Genomic DNA, 20,064 nt, shown 5'->3' with positions numbered 1-20,064 from the left:
ATGGGAATAACTCTAGTCGTGGTAGTCCTAATTTCGGGCTACCTTTTTTCTTATCTGCACCTCTCTTCTCACTACAAACTGACGAGAACAGAAGGTTGGCATTCCTACTTCTTTGTCGCTGCACGTGGAATCTTCTTTGCCGTTTCCAGCATGGTTTTATGCTTCTTAATCGATTACTACGATTGCATAGCTAAGCTAATGCAAACTTATGGCTGGAAGCTGCAGGATTTTAGTAAACTAGCCATAAATGCGGACATGTTGAAACAGGGCTCTTGGGCCATTTTGACTGTCATACTCGCTTTTATTGCAGGACTTTTTACTCTCGCTACTTACAAAGTATTCCCAAAAAGAAAAGCACAAAAAATCAAAGATATTGTCAGTGAGAACCATCTTGAAAAGTTTATCGTTGAAGCGTCGTACACTCAGTTTCCGATCGCTATTAGTTTGAAATCACGCAAAACCTATATAGGGATTTGCCTAGGTGATGAGCTGATTAATAGCAAGATTGAACATATTGCCATCATCCCACTACTCAGTGGTCATCGAGATAAAAATGATTTATCTATCGACCTTACCAATAACTACCAAGCTCACTACATTGAAGAAGGTATCGAAGAAGGGGTTCATGAAGCACTGACAAAAGAACATTTTCGAGTCATCATTCCAACCGATCATATCGAAACATTTTCGTTCTTCGATTTAAGTACATACGTTAAATTTAAGAAGAAAGAACTCGATAAGAAACGTAAGGCTAATAGCATGCCATACCCTGATATTCACGTCACCTATAAATCCTCAATACGCCAGTAACCACTTTGCCTTTAACATGCATGTAAATGTTTAAGGCGTAGTAACCTAAGCCAAAGGCCAGTCGTCGCCATCAGGGAAAATCGACAGGTCAGGCTGTCAGTAATTTAGGGGCAGGCACCAATGGCTTATGTCTTCCCCGCCCCCTTGTCGCTAAAAAGCAGATGTGAGTGCAGTTCAAAACGAAAAAAGACGTCTTCGGACGTCTTTTTTATTTGTTAGGGCGAGAGCCCAACCCACTATGTCTGGTACGCAAAAGTCATTTAGGCACAGGCACCATAGGCTTAAATGTTAACAGGAGAAACTGTGGTCGCTACTTTTTGCGTGTTATCGGCATAAAGGGGGCAAACATAACATTGTGTGACGGCCCTTATAGTTTTCTCCTTATGCGCACTTAGTATCACATTAATTACTACGCTCAATAGGAACGTGCACCACTGTGTGCTTTGGCTAGTAAACTAAAAGGACTTCCTATGAGCCTTCCAAAATTATGCTCTTTGCAAAACGCTAACAATAAGAAATATCGTTGCAACCATGCCACTAAACTGGCGTCTGATTATAAACCCCCACAATGTCTGTTTGAGCTGTTGCCGTATGGCAATGAAACCTATGCGATTAAGAATGTGGACAATGGGGAATTCTACCAAAATCATATTCGTTCATTGGCCAGCAGTGTTAAGGGAGACGGTCAGCTTTGGACGATTGTGGCCGCTACTGAGGCTGAAGGAACGTTTACGATTCAAAATGTCGAAAATGGCGAGTACATGACAAGTCATGCAGGTCAGTTGCATAAGGGTACTCCGGGGGCGAGTGAGCATTGGGTGATTGAATCACGTGGTGAGGCAAAACCGGACTTTAAGGCGTCTTTCTACGGCTTCTTGAAGAACCAAAGTAATAATGAGTATCGATGCAATCACGCCTCGCAGTTGAAGGATGAGCCAGTTGTGCCCAACTGTTTGACCAAGTTTATCCCGTACGATGACGGTACAGTAGCGATTCAAAACCAAGATAATTACGAGTTTTTCCAAAGCTCGATTCTTACGATGGCTGACCGCGTAACGTCGGATGCGCAAAAGTGGCGTTTAATTGAGGTGGACTCTGAAGAAGGCAATACATTTTATGTGGAAAATGTCCAAAATGGCGAGTACATGACCCGTAAAGCGAGTCAGCTTCATTCAGGTACACCCGGTAAAGATGAAGTGTGGGTGATTGAACCGTTTGACTGCGCACAAACTTCGTCTTGGATGAGCAGTAATGCGACGCTTCTTGGCAATAAGCCGCTCAGTGAAATTTGTCTGCCAGCCTCTCATGATTCAGGGACGTACAAGCGCACCTACCACACTCGGTATGGTACTCAAGCAGTGACAAAAACTCAGATCTTTGATATCCAAATGCAACTGATGCAAGGGGCCCGTAAGCTCGATTTGCGCCCAGCACTTTGGAATGGTGATTTTTATACTGCTCATTACACGGACATTAGCAAAGATAGCGGTTTAGCAGCAACATTTAAGGTTGGCTTTCAAGGTGCTGCTGGAGTTGCGTTATCAGAGGCGTTAGAGCAGGTGGCGGCGTTTATTGACAACAATCAAGGTGAACTGGTGATTTTGAAGTTCAGTCACTTTATTGATTGGGCGAAGCGTGATGATCGTAAAGATAACGGTTTGTCTGCAGAGCAATCGAGGTTGTTTATCTCGATGGTTCGTGATGTTCTTGGCGCGCACCTTATCACAGGGGATGCAGCGAACCTATCGAGGTTAACGGTCAATGAGCTACTCAGTAAAGGCAATGTTATTGCGCTGATGCCGAATGGTTTTGAGGGCATTGATTCGAAGGCAGGGATTTGGGCCATCGATCAGTTACCTGGGGAGGGAGGTTATTCAAATACCAATGTGCTTGAGAAAATGGTGGCCAATCAAAAGGAGAAGTTGACTTCTCATTCCCATGATAACCAGTCTTTTATGATGAACATCTCTTGGCAATTAACGTTGGATACTAGCAACTCTATTTCTGGCGCGACTTTGGGAACGCCTACGATTTTGAGTTACGCCCAAAAGGCGAATGCGGCTTTGAGCCCAACGCTTTCTGAGTGGCTTGTCCATGGCGTGATTAATGGTACGTATTATCCGAATACGTTGCAGACGGATATCTGCTACGAGGCGCAGACTCAAGCAGTCGCCCTTTCTTTGGCGGTTACCCGTCAGGTAGAGAGGTTACTCCATGAGCGTCAGGAGACGCTGCCAGCCTAGCCTTTCTAGTGTGTGATAAACCAACCGATAGGTGAAGGCCTATCGGTTTTTTGTGTTTCAGGAAAATGATTTAGGCACAGGCACCAATGGCTTATGTCTTACCCGCCCCCTTGCTAGGCACCAATATCTAATGCCGTTGCACTGTCAGCAATAGTTTCACTCAAAGACAAGACACACCGAGTGTCATTCCATTTTGAGACATGCAGTCAATAACCATTAATTTGGTTAATTTAAAGGTTAAATAATGCATTATCACTGCTCTTTCAGTTAGATTAATGTGCACACAATTTAATATCATTACTCTCCTCTCTTTCAATGACTTAAGGTGCATCATGGCTGTAACAGTTAACGCAAATGGACTTAGCGTAGTTCATAAGGGCTCCGGCGGTGAAGCCAATGCCACATTGCCTGACGTTTGTCTAACCACTGTCGGTAATGCCGTTGTCCCTATCCCCTATGGTAACAATGCGAAATCTGCTGATCTGGTCGATGGAACGACCACCGTCACTATGGATGGTGGTAACAGTATCGCGATTAAGGGCAGTAAATTCTCTGCAAGTACCGGAGATGCAGGCGGCGATAAAAAAGGGGTTGCTTCAGGCACCATCGAAGCCGCAGCCAAATTTATCTCTGCTTCCCCCACGGTTTCAATAGAAGGTAAAGGTGTATGTCGTTTGTCTGACCAAATGACCATGAACAACGCCAACACCATGTGCCTTGGTGGTGCACAAAACCCTTCTGTGATCATCACCGAAGATGACGAAGGGACATATACTGTTGACCTAGAGCTACTATATTTAGATGGCGAGCCAGTGCAAGGTGCTCCCTACACGGTTATTGATAGCAAAAACACCAAGTTTGAAGGACAACTCGACACTAAAGGCAAAGCTACGGTCAGTGGCCTCGCACCTGGCGAGTTTTCGGTAGAATATGGGGAAGATAGCCGAGAATTTACCCCAAATGAGCCCACATTGGCCAACCCAGCCTTTAACCCTGACGTGACCGCTGAGGACATCATCAATGCAGCCAAACAAGGCAAACCCGGATTTTGGGAATCGACAAAGTCGGCTACATTGGGTGCTTTCGAATGGGTATGGGGAGTGGTGCTAGGGGACTTCAACGAAGACCCAACCGTTGCTCAAATCATCGCGAATACTGGCATTACGATGATTCCGTTTATTGACCAAGCTGCCGACGTACGCGATATTACCGCCAATATCATCAAGTTAAGTAGCGAAGAAGGAAGAGCAGAGTCAGAGAACTGGAGCGCCTTGGGGCTGACTGTAATTGGCTGTATTCCTACACTCGGAAGTCTACTTAAAGGCGTTGGGAAAATCATCATCGAAGTCGGTAAGGACATCAAGTTGGATGACCTACTGGCTTTCATACGCCAACTTGGTAAAGGCAACCCAGCCAAGTTCTTGCGCGAATTAAAGTTCACACAATACACCCAAGATTGTGCCAAAATCTTGTCCGATATCCTGAAACCTTCGATTCAAGCTTTTGAAGAAATGGCAGGGTATGCAAATCGGTTAGGCTATACCGTATTGGGCGATAACTTAATATCTGTCGGTGCCGAGTTAAAAATAATTGATAATGTCGCACCCGATATGTTCAACCATGTTCTAAAAGAGATGGACGATAACATTGCTCGAATCACTGCCAAGTCCGACAAGGTGTACCCTGCTCGCTCGACCTATGATGCCAAACCTACCGCTCAGCATGGTAATCGGCGTGATGTCGCGAATCAGAAAAAAAAGAAGAAGAAGAACCGTTGTCCACTGTGTAATAGAAGGATAAAAAAGGGCGCTAAAAAGAATGATCCGACATTTTGTAAAGGCGCCAAAGCACCCACCATCGGAAAATATGCAAAAGAAGGCAATAGCGCCTTTTTAGCCAAGAATTTGTTAAATGCGGGCTGGAAGGCTGGGATCACAGCGAAAAGACCAGCAAGCAAAGATTACAAATTGCACCCTTGGTGTGATGTTCGTAATCCCCGTTCCGGTAATCTGCAAGCTCACCATGTGATCACGTCTGAAACCGTGATGAACGAGCAGTGGAAGAAATACCGTAGCCATTTTAAGTATGATATTGACGAAACCAAAAATGGCGTGTTTTTGCCCTCGGCCACTGATGTGGCCTGCCAATTGGGGGTCGCGGTTCATAAAGGGCCACATGCCAAAGGAGTCGACTACACCAGTATGCTGGCCTTAATTGAAGCAGGTCAGGACATTCCTGACTCGGAAGACGAGCGATTACGCGTTTCAAACGCCACCTATATAAAAGCGATAGAAAAACAATTAGAACAAATAGAGCAGATGATCAAAAAAGGGACATTTTGTCACGATGAAAAGCAGGATACGGAATTCTTCAAGGAAATGCGTAGCTTAAGTAGACGTGGGGTAGAACATATTGATAATTTCACTTGGACCATTACAGGGTTTGGTAAAGACTACCGCAAAGGTGCGAGTATCGGCTGCGCCAATGCCAAGAAAGAAAACAAAGATAAACCACGTACCCCTTGTAAACACAGAAAAAATGGCTCGTCAGTTAATCACGAATTAGTCAACACTGACGGCGAATTAATGACGAAAAAAGGCAACTTGGAGATAGGAACATGAGTGAGTATTATTTAATTGCCAGCGCGGGCCCTTGCGCGTCAACCGAGGTCAGCGTTCGAAATCTAGATTATATTGATTATAAAGCGTGCGCTCGCCCGCCTATTGAACCGATTCGGATTTACGAAACCTTTAAGCCGGAAGGCGATTACGAGACTCCGGAATTTATACACACCAAAGTTGACGCTTTATCTAAGCGAGTGGTAATGGAAGCAGGTCTACAATATATCTACGGTATCCACTGGGTACCGGCGTTCATCAAAAACAATAAAGGGCATAGAGACTATTTATTCATCAACTACCTACAGGAGCTCAAATGCCTCGATTTTGAAAAGTCAGAGTACTCACATGTCAATGTAATCGGCGGAGCATCGGGATTAACAAAAATAGTTATTGATGAAAACTTCCTTGCTGAAACGCCACTCAATCAGCGACTGATCTTTAAGATGGAAGAGGCAACTTACATTCTGTTCCACCGTACCATCGTCGAACGTATCATGGCGACCAATCCGATTAACACCACATTTATACCTTGCGAACAGTCTATTGTATAAGGACATAGCATGACATTTATTCCTTTTGATAAAGCCACTATCGCCACCATTTTGCCTGAAAAGCGCGCAAAGTTTGTTTTCACGCAACCAGACGTTTACATGAATTTTGGTGAGATCAAAACCCTCTATATTTACGAAGATATCTTAGAAGAACTGGATGAAAAGTGGCTCGACCAACTCACACAGTGGTGGGCAGAGTTAGATTTTAACGTGCCCAATACCGAGCATGACTTGGATAAAACGTGTGACGAGTATGCCTTTATTGATTTTGCTATCTTACCGGAACTATCGTCACTTGATGACCATGTCGCAAAGCAAACACCACTCGTTTGGGATAACAAAGAGCTGAAGATCAACACCGACTTCCTGATTGGGTTGCAACAAGCAGGCGCAGTTGATGTGTGGTTTGATAGATTGTACTAACCCCTTATGATTGGATGCTTACAAGGGGAATTTGCCCCAGCTTCGTCTATTCGAGCCCAGTAGCATCAACAGCGTTAGACAAAAAAGCCCGCCACTCACTTGGCGGGCTTTCACCAAAGGCGAATGGATGACGAAAAAAGGTAACTTGGAAATAGGAAAATGAGCGAATATTATTTAATTGCCAGCGCGGGCCCCTGCGCGGTGGCCGAGGTCAGCGATTTTAATGAACATTATATTGGTTTTAAAGCGTGTGCCCGCCCGCCTATTGAACCGATTCGGATTTACGAAACCTTTAAGCCGGAAGGCGATTACGAGACTCCGGAATTTGTGCGCACTGGAGTCATAGCTTTATCTAAGCGAGTGGTAATAGAAGCTGGGCTACAATACCTCTACGGTATCCACTGGGTGCCGGCGTTCATCAAAAACAGCAAAGGACACAGAGACTATTTATTCATCAACTATATGCAAAAGCTTAAATGCCTCGATCTTGATAAGTCAGAGTACTCTCGTGTCAACGCATTCGGCGGAGTATCGGGATTAAAAAAAATAGTCATTGATGAAAAGTTCCTTGCTGAAACGCCACTCAATCAGCGACTGATCTTTAAGATGGAAGAGGCAGCTTACATTCTGTTCCACCGTACCATTGTCGAACGTATCATGGCGACCAATCCGATCAATACCACCTTTATACCCTGTGAACAATGTACTTAAATCAACAGCCCCAATAATGACTACCCCGCTATTGAGCTACTCACTGTGATGGATTTGTTTATTACCTGAGATAGACAAACTATGACCTACAAATTGGACAATAATAATGTCAGATATTAACGAAGAATATTACGTGCTTGTATGTGGCTCTGGTGAAGTTCCTTCCCCTTACGTTTCTTGTAGTAAAAGCCACTACCTAGTTTTCCAATATCCTGTGTCACTCAAGGTTCCTATCCAGATTGAATCCGCTGCAGAAGCGCAAAAAAGTGTGCCACTTATCGAAGCGATGGCCGCCCCGAGTGACCCTGTACTGTCGGAGAGAATAACAAAAGTACTAGAATATTATGATCTTTATAGGGTTCAACTACTTCCTGCTGTGTACACCCATAATGATGATAATGAGTACCCGTACTCAGTACTAGTCGTCGATAATAATGTCGATGCTTACGATTTTGATAACGGTCAATACTCTGATCGTTTAGATGACGGTGAAGTTGGAAACCCTAGAAACTGTCGATTAGACCCCACTAAACTCGCTTCCATTCCTCTGGATAAGCGTCGTATTTTTTCAATCAGAGGCATGATGGATTATTTGGTCCATAGCAGCATCGCAGAGCCATTAATTGCCTTGAATGCAAGTGGGCTTCACCTGGTGCCATTATTGCAATGGGATGATCGCTTCGGCATGACAATTTAAAAGGAAAATAGTGATGAATGAGTATCAGATTTTTCATCGTAGTGTTCACTATCAGAAAAATAATCGCCTTATACAGGCTAACAAAGTAAGAATGATGGAAATCCAACCGGATTTAGTGGTGGATTTTTGTCAATGCCCGCGGCTATTTTTTGCGGAAAAGTACGCGGATATTCTGTCCGCGATGGAGCCAGCAGGCGTCGAACGCCTGAAAAACCCTTATCGCCCAGCTTTAGATGAAGAAGCTCAAATTGATATCGGAACCGTGCAAGAGTTGGAAACGATTGATGATATCGACTATGTCTTTTTCCATGTCTTTAATCGCTATGATGTACTGGACAAAGACGCAACACAATGGCACTGCGATACGCCTTCCATCGGTGCCGTGACTGTCCCTGTTTTGGACGACAACAAACTCAATGCCATTCCCCTACAACAACGCCTGTTGTTTAAGCTTGATCAAGACCCATCATTTCTGTTCGTACATGATAGTGTCGTAGATGCGATGTTGAACGCCAAAATGCAAGATATCTGGGTGCGTTGGGCTGATTAATTTGTAAGACACATATCGGCGATAAAAGGCAGTTGTAAAGCCAAATCGAGCTCATATTGTGATGTAGTGGTCAAATGAACTTGGCTACTACATTTTTTACATCCCAGAAGACACAAAATTGGAGTAAAAGTCGTTAAATGTTAAAAGCATACCTTTAATGGATGATTTAGGGACAGGTGATTTAGGGACAGGCACCATAAGATCTACCATAAAATCTAGAAATCAGCGTTCAACCTATTTTAATTTCCCTTTCTAGCGAACCCAATCTTCAAGCTCTAGCCCTTCGACACGCTGAAACTCTCTCATGTTATTCGTGACAAGCACACAGCCAGCCGACATGGCGTGACCTGCAATAGCAGTGTCGTTGTTGCCAATCGGTGTACCTTTCGACATTAGATCGCGTTTAACTTCAGTAGTTGCATCAACAGCCGCTTTATCCCAAGGTAAAATCTCATCAACTCGCTTTAAAAATTCGTCAACAAGCACAGCATGTTTAGGTGAAGCTTTTTTCCCCAATAACCCGTACTGCATTTCTTGATAGGTAATGGCTGAAATAACGATTCGATGCTGTTCACCAACCACTGTTTGAAGCTTTTGAAGCACCGCAATTGGTTGCTCTCTCATAATGAACGCGCAAGTACATGTATCGAGCATATAGTTGATTTTTTTACTCAAAATTGAATCGTCCTTCGTCCTTCATCACATCTTCACGGTTTACCATAAAATCACTATCAGCTTTTTCTTGCTCACCAAATGAAAGCCAATCTGGACGAACTGGGCGCAGGGTGATGACATCACCCTCTTTGTGGATTTCAAGCTCATTGACGCCGTCAAACTCAAAATCTTTTGGCAAGCGCACTGCTTGATTCTTGCCATTTTTAAAAATAGATACTGTTCTCATCACACCCTCTTTTTGAGCATATGCCAAACCTATGTTAAGTGTAAAATATACGCTATCTCTGTCAAGCATAGGCATGCGTTTTACAGCGCAATTTCTGCGGCTTATGAATTCATTAAAGTCATTTAGAAAGTCATTTAGGGACAGGCACCATAAGTTTACGTCGTTGGAGTGGATGACATCCAACACCCACCTCAGTGAGCGCTGGATGTTATCAAAGCGTCAAACACTGAGTTGAGGCTTAATCCTGATTCTCCTCTTTTTCCCGCATAAAGAAATCATACGCTTCACTGGCCGTCAGCGTTTTGTCGTTGAACATTTCATCTATGGTGGAGGCTTTATCACCTAATTTGGTGTCTAGGCTCATTCAATTAATCCACAAATCGTCTAGCAGAAATAACAGGGAGGTGATGAATTCTACCTATACCCTCTGCGCCCGAATCGAGTTAAGTGCATTTCTGGCGGAATAGAAAATCCACCATATACTTTATGTGTCTTAATGCATATAGGTATCAATAAGCCTTTGTTGTGTTGGACACCAATTATAAAAGTATAGAAAGCAAAGGAAGCAATTATGGATTTTCAACGTTTGGCCGGGTTACAGTTAGAACGTAACGCGCAGTTAACGAACAGAGACATTAGCCATTTGTTGGCCGATGTAAACGCCGTGCGTTGCCTGACTCAGGCGGCGATCAATGTCGAGCTGTTCACCATACCGCTATACATGACCACTATGTATTCAATACATGGTATGCACTCAATCACAGGAGAGGGTAATGCGCTCTATCTCGGTCGCCGTTGGCCGGGTATTTCGCCCACGCCTAATCCACAAACCGCCAATGAGCAAGCATGCAACTTGATCTTCAGTGTTTTTATTCAAGAGATGCTGCACTTGCAAATGGCCGCTAATATTCACAATGCTTTAAGCAACACTGTAGCAGGTAGCGAAGCAAAGCCAGCAGATTTTAACTCGCCATTGTTGATGAACGCTGACTACAGCTGGATTTGTTACGGTGATGATAAAACCACCATTCCGCATATTTTAGACCTTACCGATTTGTCCGAAGCGCCGTACAACACGGTGAAGGTGGCGCTGGAAGAGTTAAATGATAACAGCATTGATCTGTTTCTTTTGATTGAGGAGCCATCGGATGTTCTCGCCAGTCGTATCTGCCCCAAAAAACGGGATAAGTACATTGCAACCAACGATCAGGGCGTTGATGGTAGTGTGCCTTTTGCTGGTTGGAGCGCAAGCTCAACCGAAGCAGAGCTGCCGCTATTTGGTACGATTGCAACAATGTATGAATGTCTAGCTGCGTATCTAAACATCACTTATAGCGATGGTAATAGCCTATTTAGTAAACTTTTCGATCCGAACTCTATTCAACAGGACTTATTCAATACCGAAGAAGCTGGCCATCCACTCGCCGAGTTCCCACGCATGAAAACCGTGGTAGATTCAAAAGATCTCAACCAAGCGAAAAGGCAAATTTTTCAATTGATGAACGCGATCACGGATCAGGGTGAAGGAGCGACCATGAAAACTGAGCCAGCTCACGACTTGCCCGCCGGTTTGGTTGGCGCTCCGGTCGAGCCGAACTACCAGCCTAACTTCCATGCGTTGCAAACCGATTATAAGCAGTATGATGAACACGGTGACGAACTGCCGATGTCTGGTGCTGCCCATGCTCGATTTTTTGGTGGTGTCGTCGATCACTATGATCGTTTTCAGCAGGTGAAAGGCTTGTTGGAATCGGGCGAAATCACCACTTGGGTAGACTGGCACGGGAAAGATGCCAATCAATGGCAGGCTGACGATTTGCAGACAGCAGAGTATAAAGATAACCAATATGCTGCGGCATTGCCCTCTGCTGAAGCGGTCTCAACTGCGCTCAATAATCTTAAAGCCGGAGGCGATGATCAATGGGAAGAAATGAGTCATGTCGCAATTGGAGCAATAGCTGGCATTACTACGGTACTTAACAAGTATTGGACAAACAAAAACGTCGACTTCCCTTTCCCATCCATGTCTGGCTCGGGTGATCGTGTCTCTATTTGCTGGGCGGTGTTTGGTCGAGCTCCCGATTTGTCGCTAACCAAAGATGATGCAGACTACCAACGTATTCCGGAACGCGAGCGCGATTATCTTTATCATGCGTGTCAAGGTATGGCACTACAACCCGGCCCAGATGAACCGAAGAATGGCTGCGCATCGAAACAGATATTTCACACCTGTCGCGGCTCGAATAGCTGTAAAGCGGAAGGCGGTTGTGGATTCGTGCAGAAAACCTCCGGAGGTGGCGCTGGTTGTCGAAGCCTCAGCGCTACGCCGAGCAATAAGAACGCAGTCCAAGCAGGCTGTGGTGCGCCAGAGTTATACTCACCTCCGGCCGACAATGCCTGTGGTGGTCTAGGCGGTTGTGCGGTACCGATTTCTGCGTCACAACTCTATCCCGACAGTGGATTAATGCCGATCTATCAACTTCGAGCCGGAAACGCTCCAGAGCAGATCCCCAACGATGGGGTACAGTTTGCCAAAGGCGATGCCGTGTATGACGTTGCTTGGCAAGCATACAGTAAAGCGTTAGCCGTGGATGGAAAAACCGCCGTTGATAAACCAGAGCCTTCTGATTTACGTTTGGCGTTTCCACCCTCTACCTAATGGCGAATCCTAATTTGCAGATTGATTAAGCGTTTGGCCCTACCTACCTTGTGGGAGGTAGGGCCATGATGACCATAGATTCAGTTGGAAGGATGCCAATGCGCGACATCTCAGATACCTCCAGTTCTTCAACCGCAACGATCTCTAAATCTCATCAAGAACTAAGTACTTCAATGGGATTTGGTGTCGGCCTCCGCTCATGTCATTTTGCTTGGCTTGAGCAACACCTATTACCAGAGCAAAGTGGTGTTGATTGGTTTGAAGCCATCAGTGAGAACTATCTCGATCACCACGGTTATGCTCGTCACCTACTCTTTAAGCTTCGAGAACACTACCCGATAGCCCTTCATGGTGTCTCGATGTCAATTGGTTCGAGCGAACCTTTGAATGAACACTACCTCAGTAAACTGCGACAATTATGCCAAGACCTTGAGCCAACATTGGTTTCCGACCACCTCTGTTGGACAGGAATTCAGGGTATTAATAGTCACGAGTTGCTGCCGATCCCATTTACCCAAGAGAGTCTTAACCATGTGTGTGCAAGAGTGCAACAGGTTCAAGACTATCTGCAAAGGCCACTTGTTATAGAAAACCCCAGCACCTATTTTGCTTTTCAAGAAAATGATCTCCAAGAGTGGGAGTTTCTTGCTCAGTTGGTACAGCGTAGCGGTTGCCGCTTGTTATTGGATGTCAATAATGTGTATGTGAGCGCGAAGAACCTGGGCTTTTCAGTGAACGACTACATGGCTGGTATTCCTATGGATGCAGTGGTGCAATGTCATTTAGCGGGTCCGACCGATTGTGGTACTCATTTGATTGACACTCATGACAAACCAGTACCGACAGCAGTGTGGCAGCTCTATCAACAAATGCTTGAACAAGCAGGCAGGCCAATATCAACATTGCTTGAATGGGATGCCAATATTCCTGAATTTCCAAAGTTGGTCGACGAGTTGAACATTGCCAAATCTGTATTACAAGGGCACATCCCACAACGCGAACTAATGAAAGTAAACCAAGATACGGTGCTATCGACCCCCATTTCCGATGCGCTTGGCCGAAAACAGTTTCATTCTGTGCAGGAGGTCGAATGAGCTCAACCAGTGAGTTAGCAGCACGCCAGCAGTGGTTGTTAGAGTCGATTCTACAAGGCCCCAAGGCCAATCAAATGGCAAGTCACTACATCATGGGAACAGCAGAGTTATCGTCGTCGGCACGTTTGGCTATTTACCAAGATGGTTATCGTTTACGTTTGTTAGAGTGCATGGAGGCAGAGTTTCCGGCATTGCAGCACTACCTAGGCGAGGCGCTGTTCCGCCTGTTTAGTTTAGGGTATCTGCAACAGCGTCCGTCACGTCACTATAGTTTGTATCAATTGGGTGAAGACTTCGCCAACTTTCTTGCCGCAACACGCCCTCGTCAACATAGTGGTCAACCCTATGCAGTAGAACTTAAGATCCCGGAGCAATTGGCAAGGTTGGAGAGGGCGCAGGCAAACGCGATCCGCGCTCCTGGAGTTCAATATGACCAAGCGCCGGACTTGGGGGGCTTGCTTCAGCTCCCAGCGCTAGCATTGCCTGACAGCAGTGAATTAGTAGAGCACGATTTTGCCTTGCGTGACTATGTACTGGCCGCAGATCGCCATACGACCGCACTTGAACAAGGTTTGTGGGCTGAAAAGCCGACTATGCCCACGCTTGGGGCCGAGTCTTTGCTCGTTTATCGTCATCACTTTCAGGTAAAGATGGCTCAACTTGAACCTTGGCAGGCTGATGTTGTACGGTCCCTCAGTCTGTTTGGTCAGAAGGAAACAAACCGCTCGCCCACCCCCGTTGCTTGGCAGACATTGGTTGAACACAATCAGTTGCCGGAGAGCGAATTACTGATGAAACTCAGCTTATGGTTGCCTCAAGCCCTGAAAGAGAATCAGCTTATGGTTGCCTCAAGCCCTGAAAGAGAATCAGCTTATGTTGGTTAACTCACTCTAGGAAGCAACTGTATCAAGACCATGTTTTAGGGACGAATGTTTTAGGGACAGGCACCAATGCCTTCCACGCCCTCTTGCCACTAAACTGTCGCGGTAAGTGCCGTTGAAAACGAAAACATAGTGCAACCTAGGTATTAATTTGTCGGATTAAACCTGTATATTGAACAAGCCGCAAGTCACACTGGGCAATGTATTGCTGATGGTATTGAAACGTGTATAAGTAAAAACATTTTAATGGCTTCAGTATGAGCTCGACTTTCTAGGGGGACAGATGTCAGACATAAAACCACTATTAGGATTGCTATTTTTCGTGTGGGGAGGGGTCTATTTTTATCATCTTGTCGTTTACTCTTTGGGTGATAAAAAGCATATCAATCAATTGGTCGACAACTTGGCTAAAGAGCCTCAACGTTTTAAGAGCATCAATTACATTGCTATGAATAGCGTTGGCGCTGGGGGGCTATTTTCCTATTTCTGCCTGGTTTATCCTTTTATCAGGCATCGAAGAAGAGAAAAGAAACGTTCTTTTGACGTTTTTATGGGCTTAAATTGGGTATTTTTTATGACCATTGTTTACGTCTCTGTTTTTGTCTAAAAATAGCGAGCGCGGTCAGAAATGACAAAAGACGTCCTAAGACGTCTTTATGGAAGAATGAAGCGGAGAGTGAAGAATTCGAACCTTCAACACGTCACGCGACGCTTTAAAAGCGATTACTCGATGGCGCAAATCACTTCTTGACCATGAGAGTCGATCTCTTCCTGGGTCACTAACATCACGTACGAACCGCAAGGCACTCTAACGGCATTGGGATCATCAAAGCCGGCATAGGTCGAGTAGGTGTGAGTCACTTCGTAGTAAAGGGTGCCTCCCCAAATCGTTACACTTAATGCTAGGAACCCAAGCACACTGGATTTGTTACACCACTTTGCTGGCATCCAGTCCCACAGCTGCTCATTGTGAAACGTTTTTCGATACAGGTCATAGTTAGCCCACTGAGCGCATAGCGCAGAAGAGGGTCCCCAATACACCACATTGGGAATGACAACCCCGGTGAAAAATTCAATCATCGCTAGGGCTGCTACCCATAACAACGTAAAACAAAGGATCACTGCGCCTTTCAGGTGCATACGTTTATAGAAGTAGTACATGAAACCAAAAATAAACGCCGCGATGTTGAACATAATCGAATAAGACCATCGTTCTTTAAACGATAACTGGCGAAAAGCGTCGCTTTTTAACATCATTGCGTGGCTAAGTTCATCGGCACCAAATTGTCTTAGTAAATGAAAACGACGCTTCCACTTATCACTCATGTCTAATTCATCGATATCAGACGTATTGTTTTCCAAATTACTCCCCTTGTGGATGTTTGTTTATACCGTCACCATTCACCACACGAACCATCTAAAATGAATAACAATGACAAATGCGGTTACCAATCCGAGCCAGCCAATGGCTTGGGTAATAACGTTAGGAAAACTCTCGTTGAAGTGCGGAAACAATATCGAAGTAGCCAGTCACAAGTGCAACAAACACGGCAACCTCGATCAACTTGACGTTCTTTTACCGCTTTGTCATTGCGTGATAACTCAAACCCGGTGTCGGTGAGTCGATTCTTTATTGGCGTCGAGACTAACGAACTTTACTTAAATGATCAATACACAATGAATTTTAGCTAAACCATTGAGTTAAAGAGAAAAGCTTAACAAGAAATAGCTATTCTTCTTGCCGTTAAACTGCCGCGGTAAGAGCAGTCAAAAACGAAAAAAGACGGCTTTTAAATGTGCTAGTCAGTAAGAGCACCGCCTCTCAACGGCATTTTGAATCATTTGAGGATTTGGTGATGTCGGATGATTTTGGGGCATTAACCCTTTATACAATAATTAGGACAGAGAGCACTGTCATAAAAAACAACCAATTTAAACACATAAAAATGTCAGAAGAATACTTCTTTTCTCTTCTTCGATGCCTTACCAGAGGGTAAACTAAACAGAAGTATGAGAATAGACCACCCGCCCCGATACTATTCATAGCAATGTAGTTTTTATCCTTAAAACTTTCTGGCTCTTTCGCTAAGTTGTCTATCAATTGATTAATATGCTTTTTGTCGCCTAAAGAATAAACGACAAGATGATAAAAATAGACACACATCCACACCAGAGAAAACATTGCTGCGCTAGAAGCTATTGTATCTGTCATATTTAAAAACCTTTGATTAACTGCTCTACAGATAAATTATTGAATCTTGCATTCAATATGAACTCACTCACCCTATCTTATACTTATTCAGTCAACTAGAAACAGTCACCAAAAGCGCTAATACTTACAAAGCCACGATTTGAGAAGCAAAGGTTTAGTATAAAATTGGCGATATTCAGTATTCATTGACTGCCAATTTTTAGAAAAATGCCAGTCAGCAGAATACTGACTGGCATGATTATTTAAGGTTACGGGGGTAATAAGTAGCATCGCTGCCGCCAGTGACTGGTTGGCCGTTAGTCACTCACACTCTCAGGAGTCAATGTGCCAAGCCACTGTCGGTTAGGCTATATAGCAGCTTGTTGACAGTACCTTTAGTATCACTAACTTTGTTTGTGCTCGCACGTTGGCTGATCAGCGTTGATACTTGAGCTGGTGACAGAGTGTTGTTTTCTTGCAGATACAGAGCCGCTACGCCCGCTACATGAGGTGCCGCCATCGATGTCCCACTCATGGTGCGGTAGCCACCTTGGTACCAAGCCGATTTGATATTCGAACCGGGCGCAAACACGTCAACACAGCGTCCCCAATTAGAGAAGCTTGAGCGACTATCTCTGCTGGTTGTCGAACCAACAGTCACACCGCTCGCTTCGCGAGCTGGTGAGGTGTTACAAGCGTCAGCGTTGTCGTTACCTGCTGCAAGCGTAAAGCTTATACCTGACTGAACCGCGCTTGCTACCGCTTGATCTAACGCGGTTGAAACACCCGCACGTAAACTCATGTTGGCCACCGATGGGCCAGAGGCGTTGGCCGCTACCCAATTCACACCGCTAATAGCACCTGAAATGGTACCGAAGCCGCTACAGCTTAGTACACGTACACCGACGATATCGACGTTTTTCGCCACACCGTATTGAACACCACCAATGGTGCCTGCTACATGAGTACCGTGACCGTTACAGTCAGTCGCGTCACTATCGTTGTCGATAAAGTCATAGCCTGATCTTGCACGGCCACCGAACTCAACGTGAGTGTTTGTCACACCAGTATCGATAACATAAGCTGTCACACCTGAACCGTCGTAGTTGTAGGTGTAGCTGTTGCTGAGTGGTAAATCACGCTGATCGATGCGGTCTAATCCCCAAACAGGATTGCTTTGAGTGGCGTTCGCCGAGATAACAGGATCGAGCGAGATGATTTGGTCTTGTTCAATAAAGTCGACTTGTTGATCAGCACGCAGGGCTTTCAATTGTTCATCAGAAAGGGTAGCGACAAAACCACTTAACGAGCGGTCATAAACTTTATCGATTTTAAATGCATGTTGGCTAGCGAGACCAGACACAGTTTGTTGGGTAAACTGCTGAAGGGCTTGTTGATCATTACTCATTGTCAGTGGTTGTTTTAGCACAACGATGTATTGATTTGTGATCGCAGATTTTGCCGACGCTGTCATTAAAGGCGCAAGCATTGGGTCCTCAGATGCAATAGCTCCTACTTCGTTTTGTTGCGCAAGCCCCGAGGTTGAGACGACTGAAAGAGTCGAGGCGATACAACAACTTAATAATTTCTTAAACATACTGTCTTCCTTTGAATATTTGAATAGTAAAAGAGATTGTTGAACATGGCCTACTACAAACATCAAGCATGTTTACTGGGTTCTCGTTGTGCCAAAGAGAACCTGATTACAAATTTCACACTATGCATTTACTACCTGTGTTGCATATTGTTATTTTGGTTAATCTATGGATATGCACACGGTTTATAAAATTATTGAAATAGAGTTTTTACTATTACTTGATTGATGGGATAAGAATCAAAGATGAGAGCTTTGTCTATATAAGGTGAAATCTAAATGTGATTTAGGGACTGTGATTTAGTGACAGGCACCAAAATCGCTAATACTTACAAAGCCACGATTTGAGAAGCAAATGTTAAGTGTAAAATTGGCGATATTCAGTATTCATTGACTGCTAATTGTTAGGAAAAATGCCAGTCAGCAGATACTGACTGGCATGATTATTTAAGGTTATGGGGGCAATGAGTTGCACCGCTGCCACCAGTGACTGGTTGGCCGTTAGTCACTCACACTCTCAGGAGTCAATGTGCCAAGCCACTGTCGGTTAGGCTATATAGCAGCTTGTTGACGGTACCTTTAGTATCACTAACTTTGTTTGTGCTCGCACGTTGGCTGATCAGTGTTGATACTTGAGCTGGTGACAGGGTGTTATTTTCTTGCAGATACAGAGCCGCAACGCCCGCTACGTGAGGTGTTGCCATCGATGTACCACTAATGGTGCGGTAGCCACCATCGTACCAAGCCGATTTGATATTCGCACCGGGCGCAAACACGTCAACACAGCTACCCCAGTTAGAGGAGCTTGCGCGTCTATCGCTGCTGGTTGTCGAACCAACAGTCACACCGCTCGCTTCGCGAGCCGGTGAGGAGTTACAAGCGTCAGCGTTGGAGTTACCAGCTGCAAGCATAAAGCTGATACCTGACTGAACCGCGCTTGCTACCGCGCGATCTAACGCGGTTGAAACGCCCCCACCTAAACTCATGTTGGCCACTGATGGGCCAGAGGCGTTGGCAGCGACCCAATTCACACCGCCAATGACACCTGAAATGGTACCAGAGCCACGACAGCTTAGTACACGTACACCGACGATATTGACGTTTTTCGCCACACCGTATTGAGCACCACCAATAGTTCCCGCTACATGAGTACCGTGACCGTTACAGTCAGTCGCGTCACTATCGTTGTCGACGAAGTCATAGCCTGATCTTGCACGGCCACCGAATTCAACGTGAGTGTTTGTCACACCAGTATCGATAACATATGCTGTCACACCTGAACCATCGTAGTTGTAGGTGTAGCTGTTGCTGAGTGGTAAATCACGCTGATCGATGCGGTCTAATCCCCAAACAGGATTGCTTTGATTAGCGTTCGCCGAGATAACAGGATCGAGCGAGATGATTTGGTCTTGTTCAATAAAGTCGACTTGTTGATCAGCACGAAGGGCTTTCAATTGTTCATCAGAAAGGGTAGCGACAAAACCACTTAACGAGCGGTCATAAACTTTATCGATTTTAACTGCATGTTGGCTAGCGAGACCAGACACCGTTTGCTGGGTAAACTGCTTAAGGGCTTGTTGATCATTACTCATTGTCAGTGGTTGTTTTAGCACAACGATGTATTGATTCTTAATCGCAGATTTTGCCGACGCTGTCATTAAAGGCGCAAGCATTTGGTCCTCAGATGCAATAGCTCCTACTTCGTTTTGTTGCGCAAGCCCCGAGGTTGAGACGACTGAAAGAGTCGAGGCAATACAACAAGTTAATAATTTCTTAAACATACTGTCTTCCTTTGAATAGTAAAAGAGATTGTTGAACATGGCCTACTAAATACATCAAGCATGTCTAGTGGGCTCTCTCGTTGTGCCAAAGAGAACCTGATAACAAAATCCACACTATGCACTTATTCATAGTGTTGCATATTGTTGTTTTAGTTAATGTATGAATATGCGCGCGGTTTATAAAATTATTGAAATTGAGTTTTTACTATTTCTAGATTGGTGGGATAACAATCAAAGATGAGAGCTTTTGCTCTATGAGGTGAAATCTACGTGCTAAGGCAATAGTGTTTTGTTTTGCATGAGTCAATGATTTAGGAACAGGCACCAATGGCTTTAGCCTATTATACTTTCCATAAT

General features: G+C 44.8%; 17 protein-coding genes and 2 pseudogenes. 12 read left to right on the top strand and 7 right to left on the bottom strand.

Annotated elements, in window-relative coordinates; genetic code table 11:
• The 8 genes from TW84_RS23740 to TW84_RS10025 all read left to right on the top strand — a co-directional run bounded on the left by TW84_RS23740 (window position 1) and on the right by TW84_RS10025 (window position 8,606).
• The gene (locus TW84_RS23740) at window positions 1-810 is read left to right on the top strand and encodes a hypothetical protein (protein WP_052707906.1); all 810 of its coding nucleotides are present in this window, start codon (window positions 1-3) and stop codon (window positions 808-810) included.
• Between the two features lie 470 nt (window positions 811-1,280).
• On the top strand, window positions 1,281-3,053 hold the full coding sequence (locus tag TW84_RS10055; protein WP_045975515.1) for a PI-PLC domain-containing protein: 1,773 nt from the start codon (window positions 1,281-1,283) through the stop codon (window positions 3,051-3,053).
• 332 nt (window positions 3,054-3,385) lie between these two features.
• The gene (locus TW84_RS23855) at window positions 3,386-5,674 is read left to right on the top strand and encodes a PAAR-like domain-containing protein (RefSeq protein ID WP_071209557.1); all 2,289 of its coding nucleotides are present in this window, start codon (window positions 3,386-3,388) and stop codon (window positions 5,672-5,674) included.
• Window positions 5,671-6,225 (top strand): hypothetical protein, encoded by a 555-nt coding sequence (locus TW84_RS23735; RefSeq protein WP_052707905.1) that lies wholly within the window; start codon window positions 5,671-5,673, stop codon window positions 6,223-6,225. The genes TW84_RS23855 and TW84_RS23735 overlap by 4 nt, the downstream gene beginning before the upstream one ends.
• Window positions 6,226-6,234: 9 nt before the next feature.
• A complete protein-coding gene (locus TW84_RS10040; protein ID WP_045975514.1) occupies window positions 6,235-6,648 on the top strand; it encodes a hypothetical protein in 414 nt (137 codons plus the stop codon).
• Between the two features lie 159 nt (window positions 6,649-6,807).
• Entirely contained in the window at window positions 6,808-7,359 is a 552-nt protein-coding gene (locus TW84_RS10035; RefSeq protein WP_045975513.1) for a hypothetical protein, read from the top strand.
• A gap of 106 nt (window positions 7,360-7,465) precedes the next feature.
• Window positions 7,466-8,056, top strand: coding sequence for a hypothetical protein (locus TW84_RS10030; protein ID WP_045975512.1), 591 nt, complete (start codon window positions 7,466-7,468; stop codon window positions 8,054-8,056).
• A 13-nt stretch (window positions 8,057-8,069) separates the two neighbouring features.
• On the top strand, window positions 8,070-8,606 hold the full coding sequence (locus tag TW84_RS10025) for a hypothetical protein (RefSeq protein ID WP_045975511.1): 537 nt from the start codon (window positions 8,070-8,072) through the stop codon (window positions 8,604-8,606).
• A gap of 252 nt (window positions 8,607-8,858) precedes the next feature.
• On the opposite strand, the gene TW84_RS10020 is transcribed toward TW84_RS10025, so the two are convergent.
• The 3 genes from TW84_RS10020 to TW84_RS25185 form a co-directional block, all read right to left on the bottom strand.
• Window positions 8,859-9,281: a type II toxin-antitoxin system VapC family toxin gene (locus tag TW84_RS10020; RefSeq protein ID WP_240478159.1), complete on the bottom strand. Its 423-nt coding sequence runs from the start codon at window positions 9,279-9,281 to the stop codon at window positions 8,859-8,861.
• Window positions 9,274-9,576 carry a type II toxin-antitoxin system VapB family antitoxin gene (gene vapB, locus TW84_RS10015; protein WP_420806541.1) on the bottom strand — a complete coding sequence of 101 codons (303 nt, stop codon included), beginning with the start codon at window positions 9,574-9,576 and terminating at the stop codon, window positions 9,274-9,276. Before vapB ends, TW84_RS10020 begins: the two co-directional genes overlap by 8 nt.
• Window positions 9,577-9,745: 169 nt before the next feature.
• On the bottom strand, window positions 9,746-9,871 hold the full coding sequence (locus TW84_RS25185) for a hypothetical protein (protein WP_275041664.1): 126 nt from the start codon (window positions 9,869-9,871) through the stop codon (window positions 9,746-9,748).
• 207 nt (window positions 9,872-10,078) lie between these two features.
• Between TW84_RS25185 and TW84_RS10010 the strand changes: the two genes are divergently transcribed.
• From TW84_RS10010 to TW84_RS09995, 4 genes are all read left to right on the top strand, one after another.
• Window positions 10,079-12,166: a ferritin-like domain-containing protein gene (locus TW84_RS10010; protein WP_052707904.1), complete on the top strand. Its 2,088-nt coding sequence runs from the start codon at window positions 10,079-10,081 to the stop codon at window positions 12,164-12,166.
• A 65-nt stretch (window positions 12,167-12,231) separates the two neighbouring features.
• Entirely contained in the window at window positions 12,232-13,260 is a 1,029-nt protein-coding gene (bufB, locus tag TW84_RS10005; RefSeq protein ID WP_205622480.1) for an MNIO family bufferin maturase, read from the top strand.
• Entirely contained in the window at window positions 13,257-14,144 is an 888-nt protein-coding gene (locus TW84_RS10000; RefSeq protein WP_045975510.1) for an HvfC/BufC N-terminal domain-containing protein, read from the top strand. Before bufB ends, TW84_RS10000 begins: the two co-directional genes overlap by 4 nt.
• A 280-nt stretch (window positions 14,145-14,424) precedes the next feature.
• Entirely contained in the window at window positions 14,425-14,748 is a 324-nt protein-coding gene (locus tag TW84_RS09995; RefSeq protein WP_045975509.1) for a hypothetical protein, read from the top strand.
• A gap of 116 nt (window positions 14,749-14,864) precedes the next feature.
• Here the strand turns inward: TW84_RS09995 and TW84_RS09990 are convergent, their stop codons facing one another.
• From TW84_RS09990 to TW84_RS09975, 4 genes and pseudogenes are all read right to left on the bottom strand, one after another.
• On the bottom strand, window positions 14,865-15,503 hold the full coding sequence (locus TW84_RS09990) for a DUF2628 domain-containing protein (RefSeq protein WP_045975508.1): 639 nt from the start codon (window positions 15,501-15,503) through the stop codon (window positions 14,865-14,867).
• 523 nt (window positions 15,504-16,026) lie between these two features.
• Complete coding sequence (locus TW84_RS09985; protein WP_045975507.1) at window positions 16,027-16,353, bottom strand: hypothetical protein; 327 nt, start codon at window positions 16,351-16,353, stop codon at window positions 16,027-16,029.
• A gap of 334 nt (window positions 16,354-16,687) precedes the next feature.
• A pseudogene (locus TW84_RS09980) lies at window positions 16,688-17,929 on the bottom strand (S8 family peptidase); the annotation flags it as partial.
• Between the two features lie 536 nt (window positions 17,930-18,465).
• A pseudogene (locus TW84_RS09975) lies at window positions 18,466-19,707 on the bottom strand (S8 family peptidase); the annotation flags it as partial.
• Between the last annotated feature and the right edge of the window lie 357 nt (window positions 19,708-20,064).

This window comes from Vibrio neptunius, from assembly GCF_000967495.1.
GTDB classification, from domain to species: domain Bacteria; phylum Pseudomonadota; class Gammaproteobacteria; order Enterobacterales; family Vibrionaceae; genus Vibrio; species Vibrio neptunius.
The sequence above is the reverse complement of the archived record's forward strand: the minus strand, read 5'-3'. Positions and strand labels throughout refer to the sequence as shown.

Coding starts and splice junctions, on each gene's coding strand:
- TW84_RS10035 (WP_045975513.1), top strand. CDS start 6,808: ATGAGCGAATATTATTTAATTGCCAGCGCGGGCCCCTGCGCGGTGGCC.
- TW84_RS10040 (WP_045975514.1), top strand. CDS start 6,235: ATGACATTTATTCCTTTTGATAAAGCCACTATCGCCACCATTTTGCCT.
- TW84_RS25185 (WP_275041664.1), bottom strand. CDS start 9,871: ATGAGCCTAGACACCAAATTAGGTGATAAAGCCTCCACCATAGATGAA.
- TW84_RS10030 (WP_045975512.1), top strand. CDS start 7,466: ATGTCAGATATTAACGAAGAATATTACGTGCTTGTATGTGGCTCTGGT.
- TW84_RS10025 (WP_045975511.1), top strand. CDS start 8,070: ATGAATGAGTATCAGATTTTTCATCGTAGTGTTCACTATCAGAAAAAT.
- TW84_RS23735 (WP_052707905.1), top strand. CDS start 5,671: ATGAGTGAGTATTATTTAATTGCCAGCGCGGGCCCTTGCGCGTCAACC.
- vapB (WP_420806541.1), bottom strand. CDS start 9,576: ATGCTTGACAGAGATAGCGTATATTTTACACTTAACATAGGTTTGGCA.
- TW84_RS09995 (WP_045975509.1), top strand. CDS start 14,425: ATGTCAGACATAAAACCACTATTAGGATTGCTATTTTTCGTGTGGGGA.
- TW84_RS23855 (WP_071209557.1), top strand. CDS start 3,386: ATGGCTGTAACAGTTAACGCAAATGGACTTAGCGTAGTTCATAAGGGC.
- TW84_RS10055 (WP_045975515.1), top strand. CDS start 1,281: ATGAGCCTTCCAAAATTATGCTCTTTGCAAAACGCTAACAATAAGAAA.
- TW84_RS10000 (WP_045975510.1), top strand. CDS start 13,257: ATGAGCTCAACCAGTGAGTTAGCAGCACGCCAGCAGTGGTTGTTAGAG.
- bufB (WP_205622480.1), top strand. CDS start 12,232: ATGATGACCATAGATTCAGTTGGAAGGATGCCAATGCGCGACATCTCA.
- TW84_RS23740 (WP_052707906.1), top strand. CDS start 1: ATGGGAATAACTCTAGTCGTGGTAGTCCTAATTTCGGGCTACCTTTTT.
- TW84_RS10010 (WP_052707904.1), top strand. CDS start 10,079: ATGGATTTTCAACGTTTGGCCGGGTTACAGTTAGAACGTAACGCGCAG.
- TW84_RS09985 (WP_045975507.1), bottom strand. CDS start 16,353: ATGACAGATACAATAGCTTCTAGCGCAGCAATGTTTTCTCTGGTGTGG.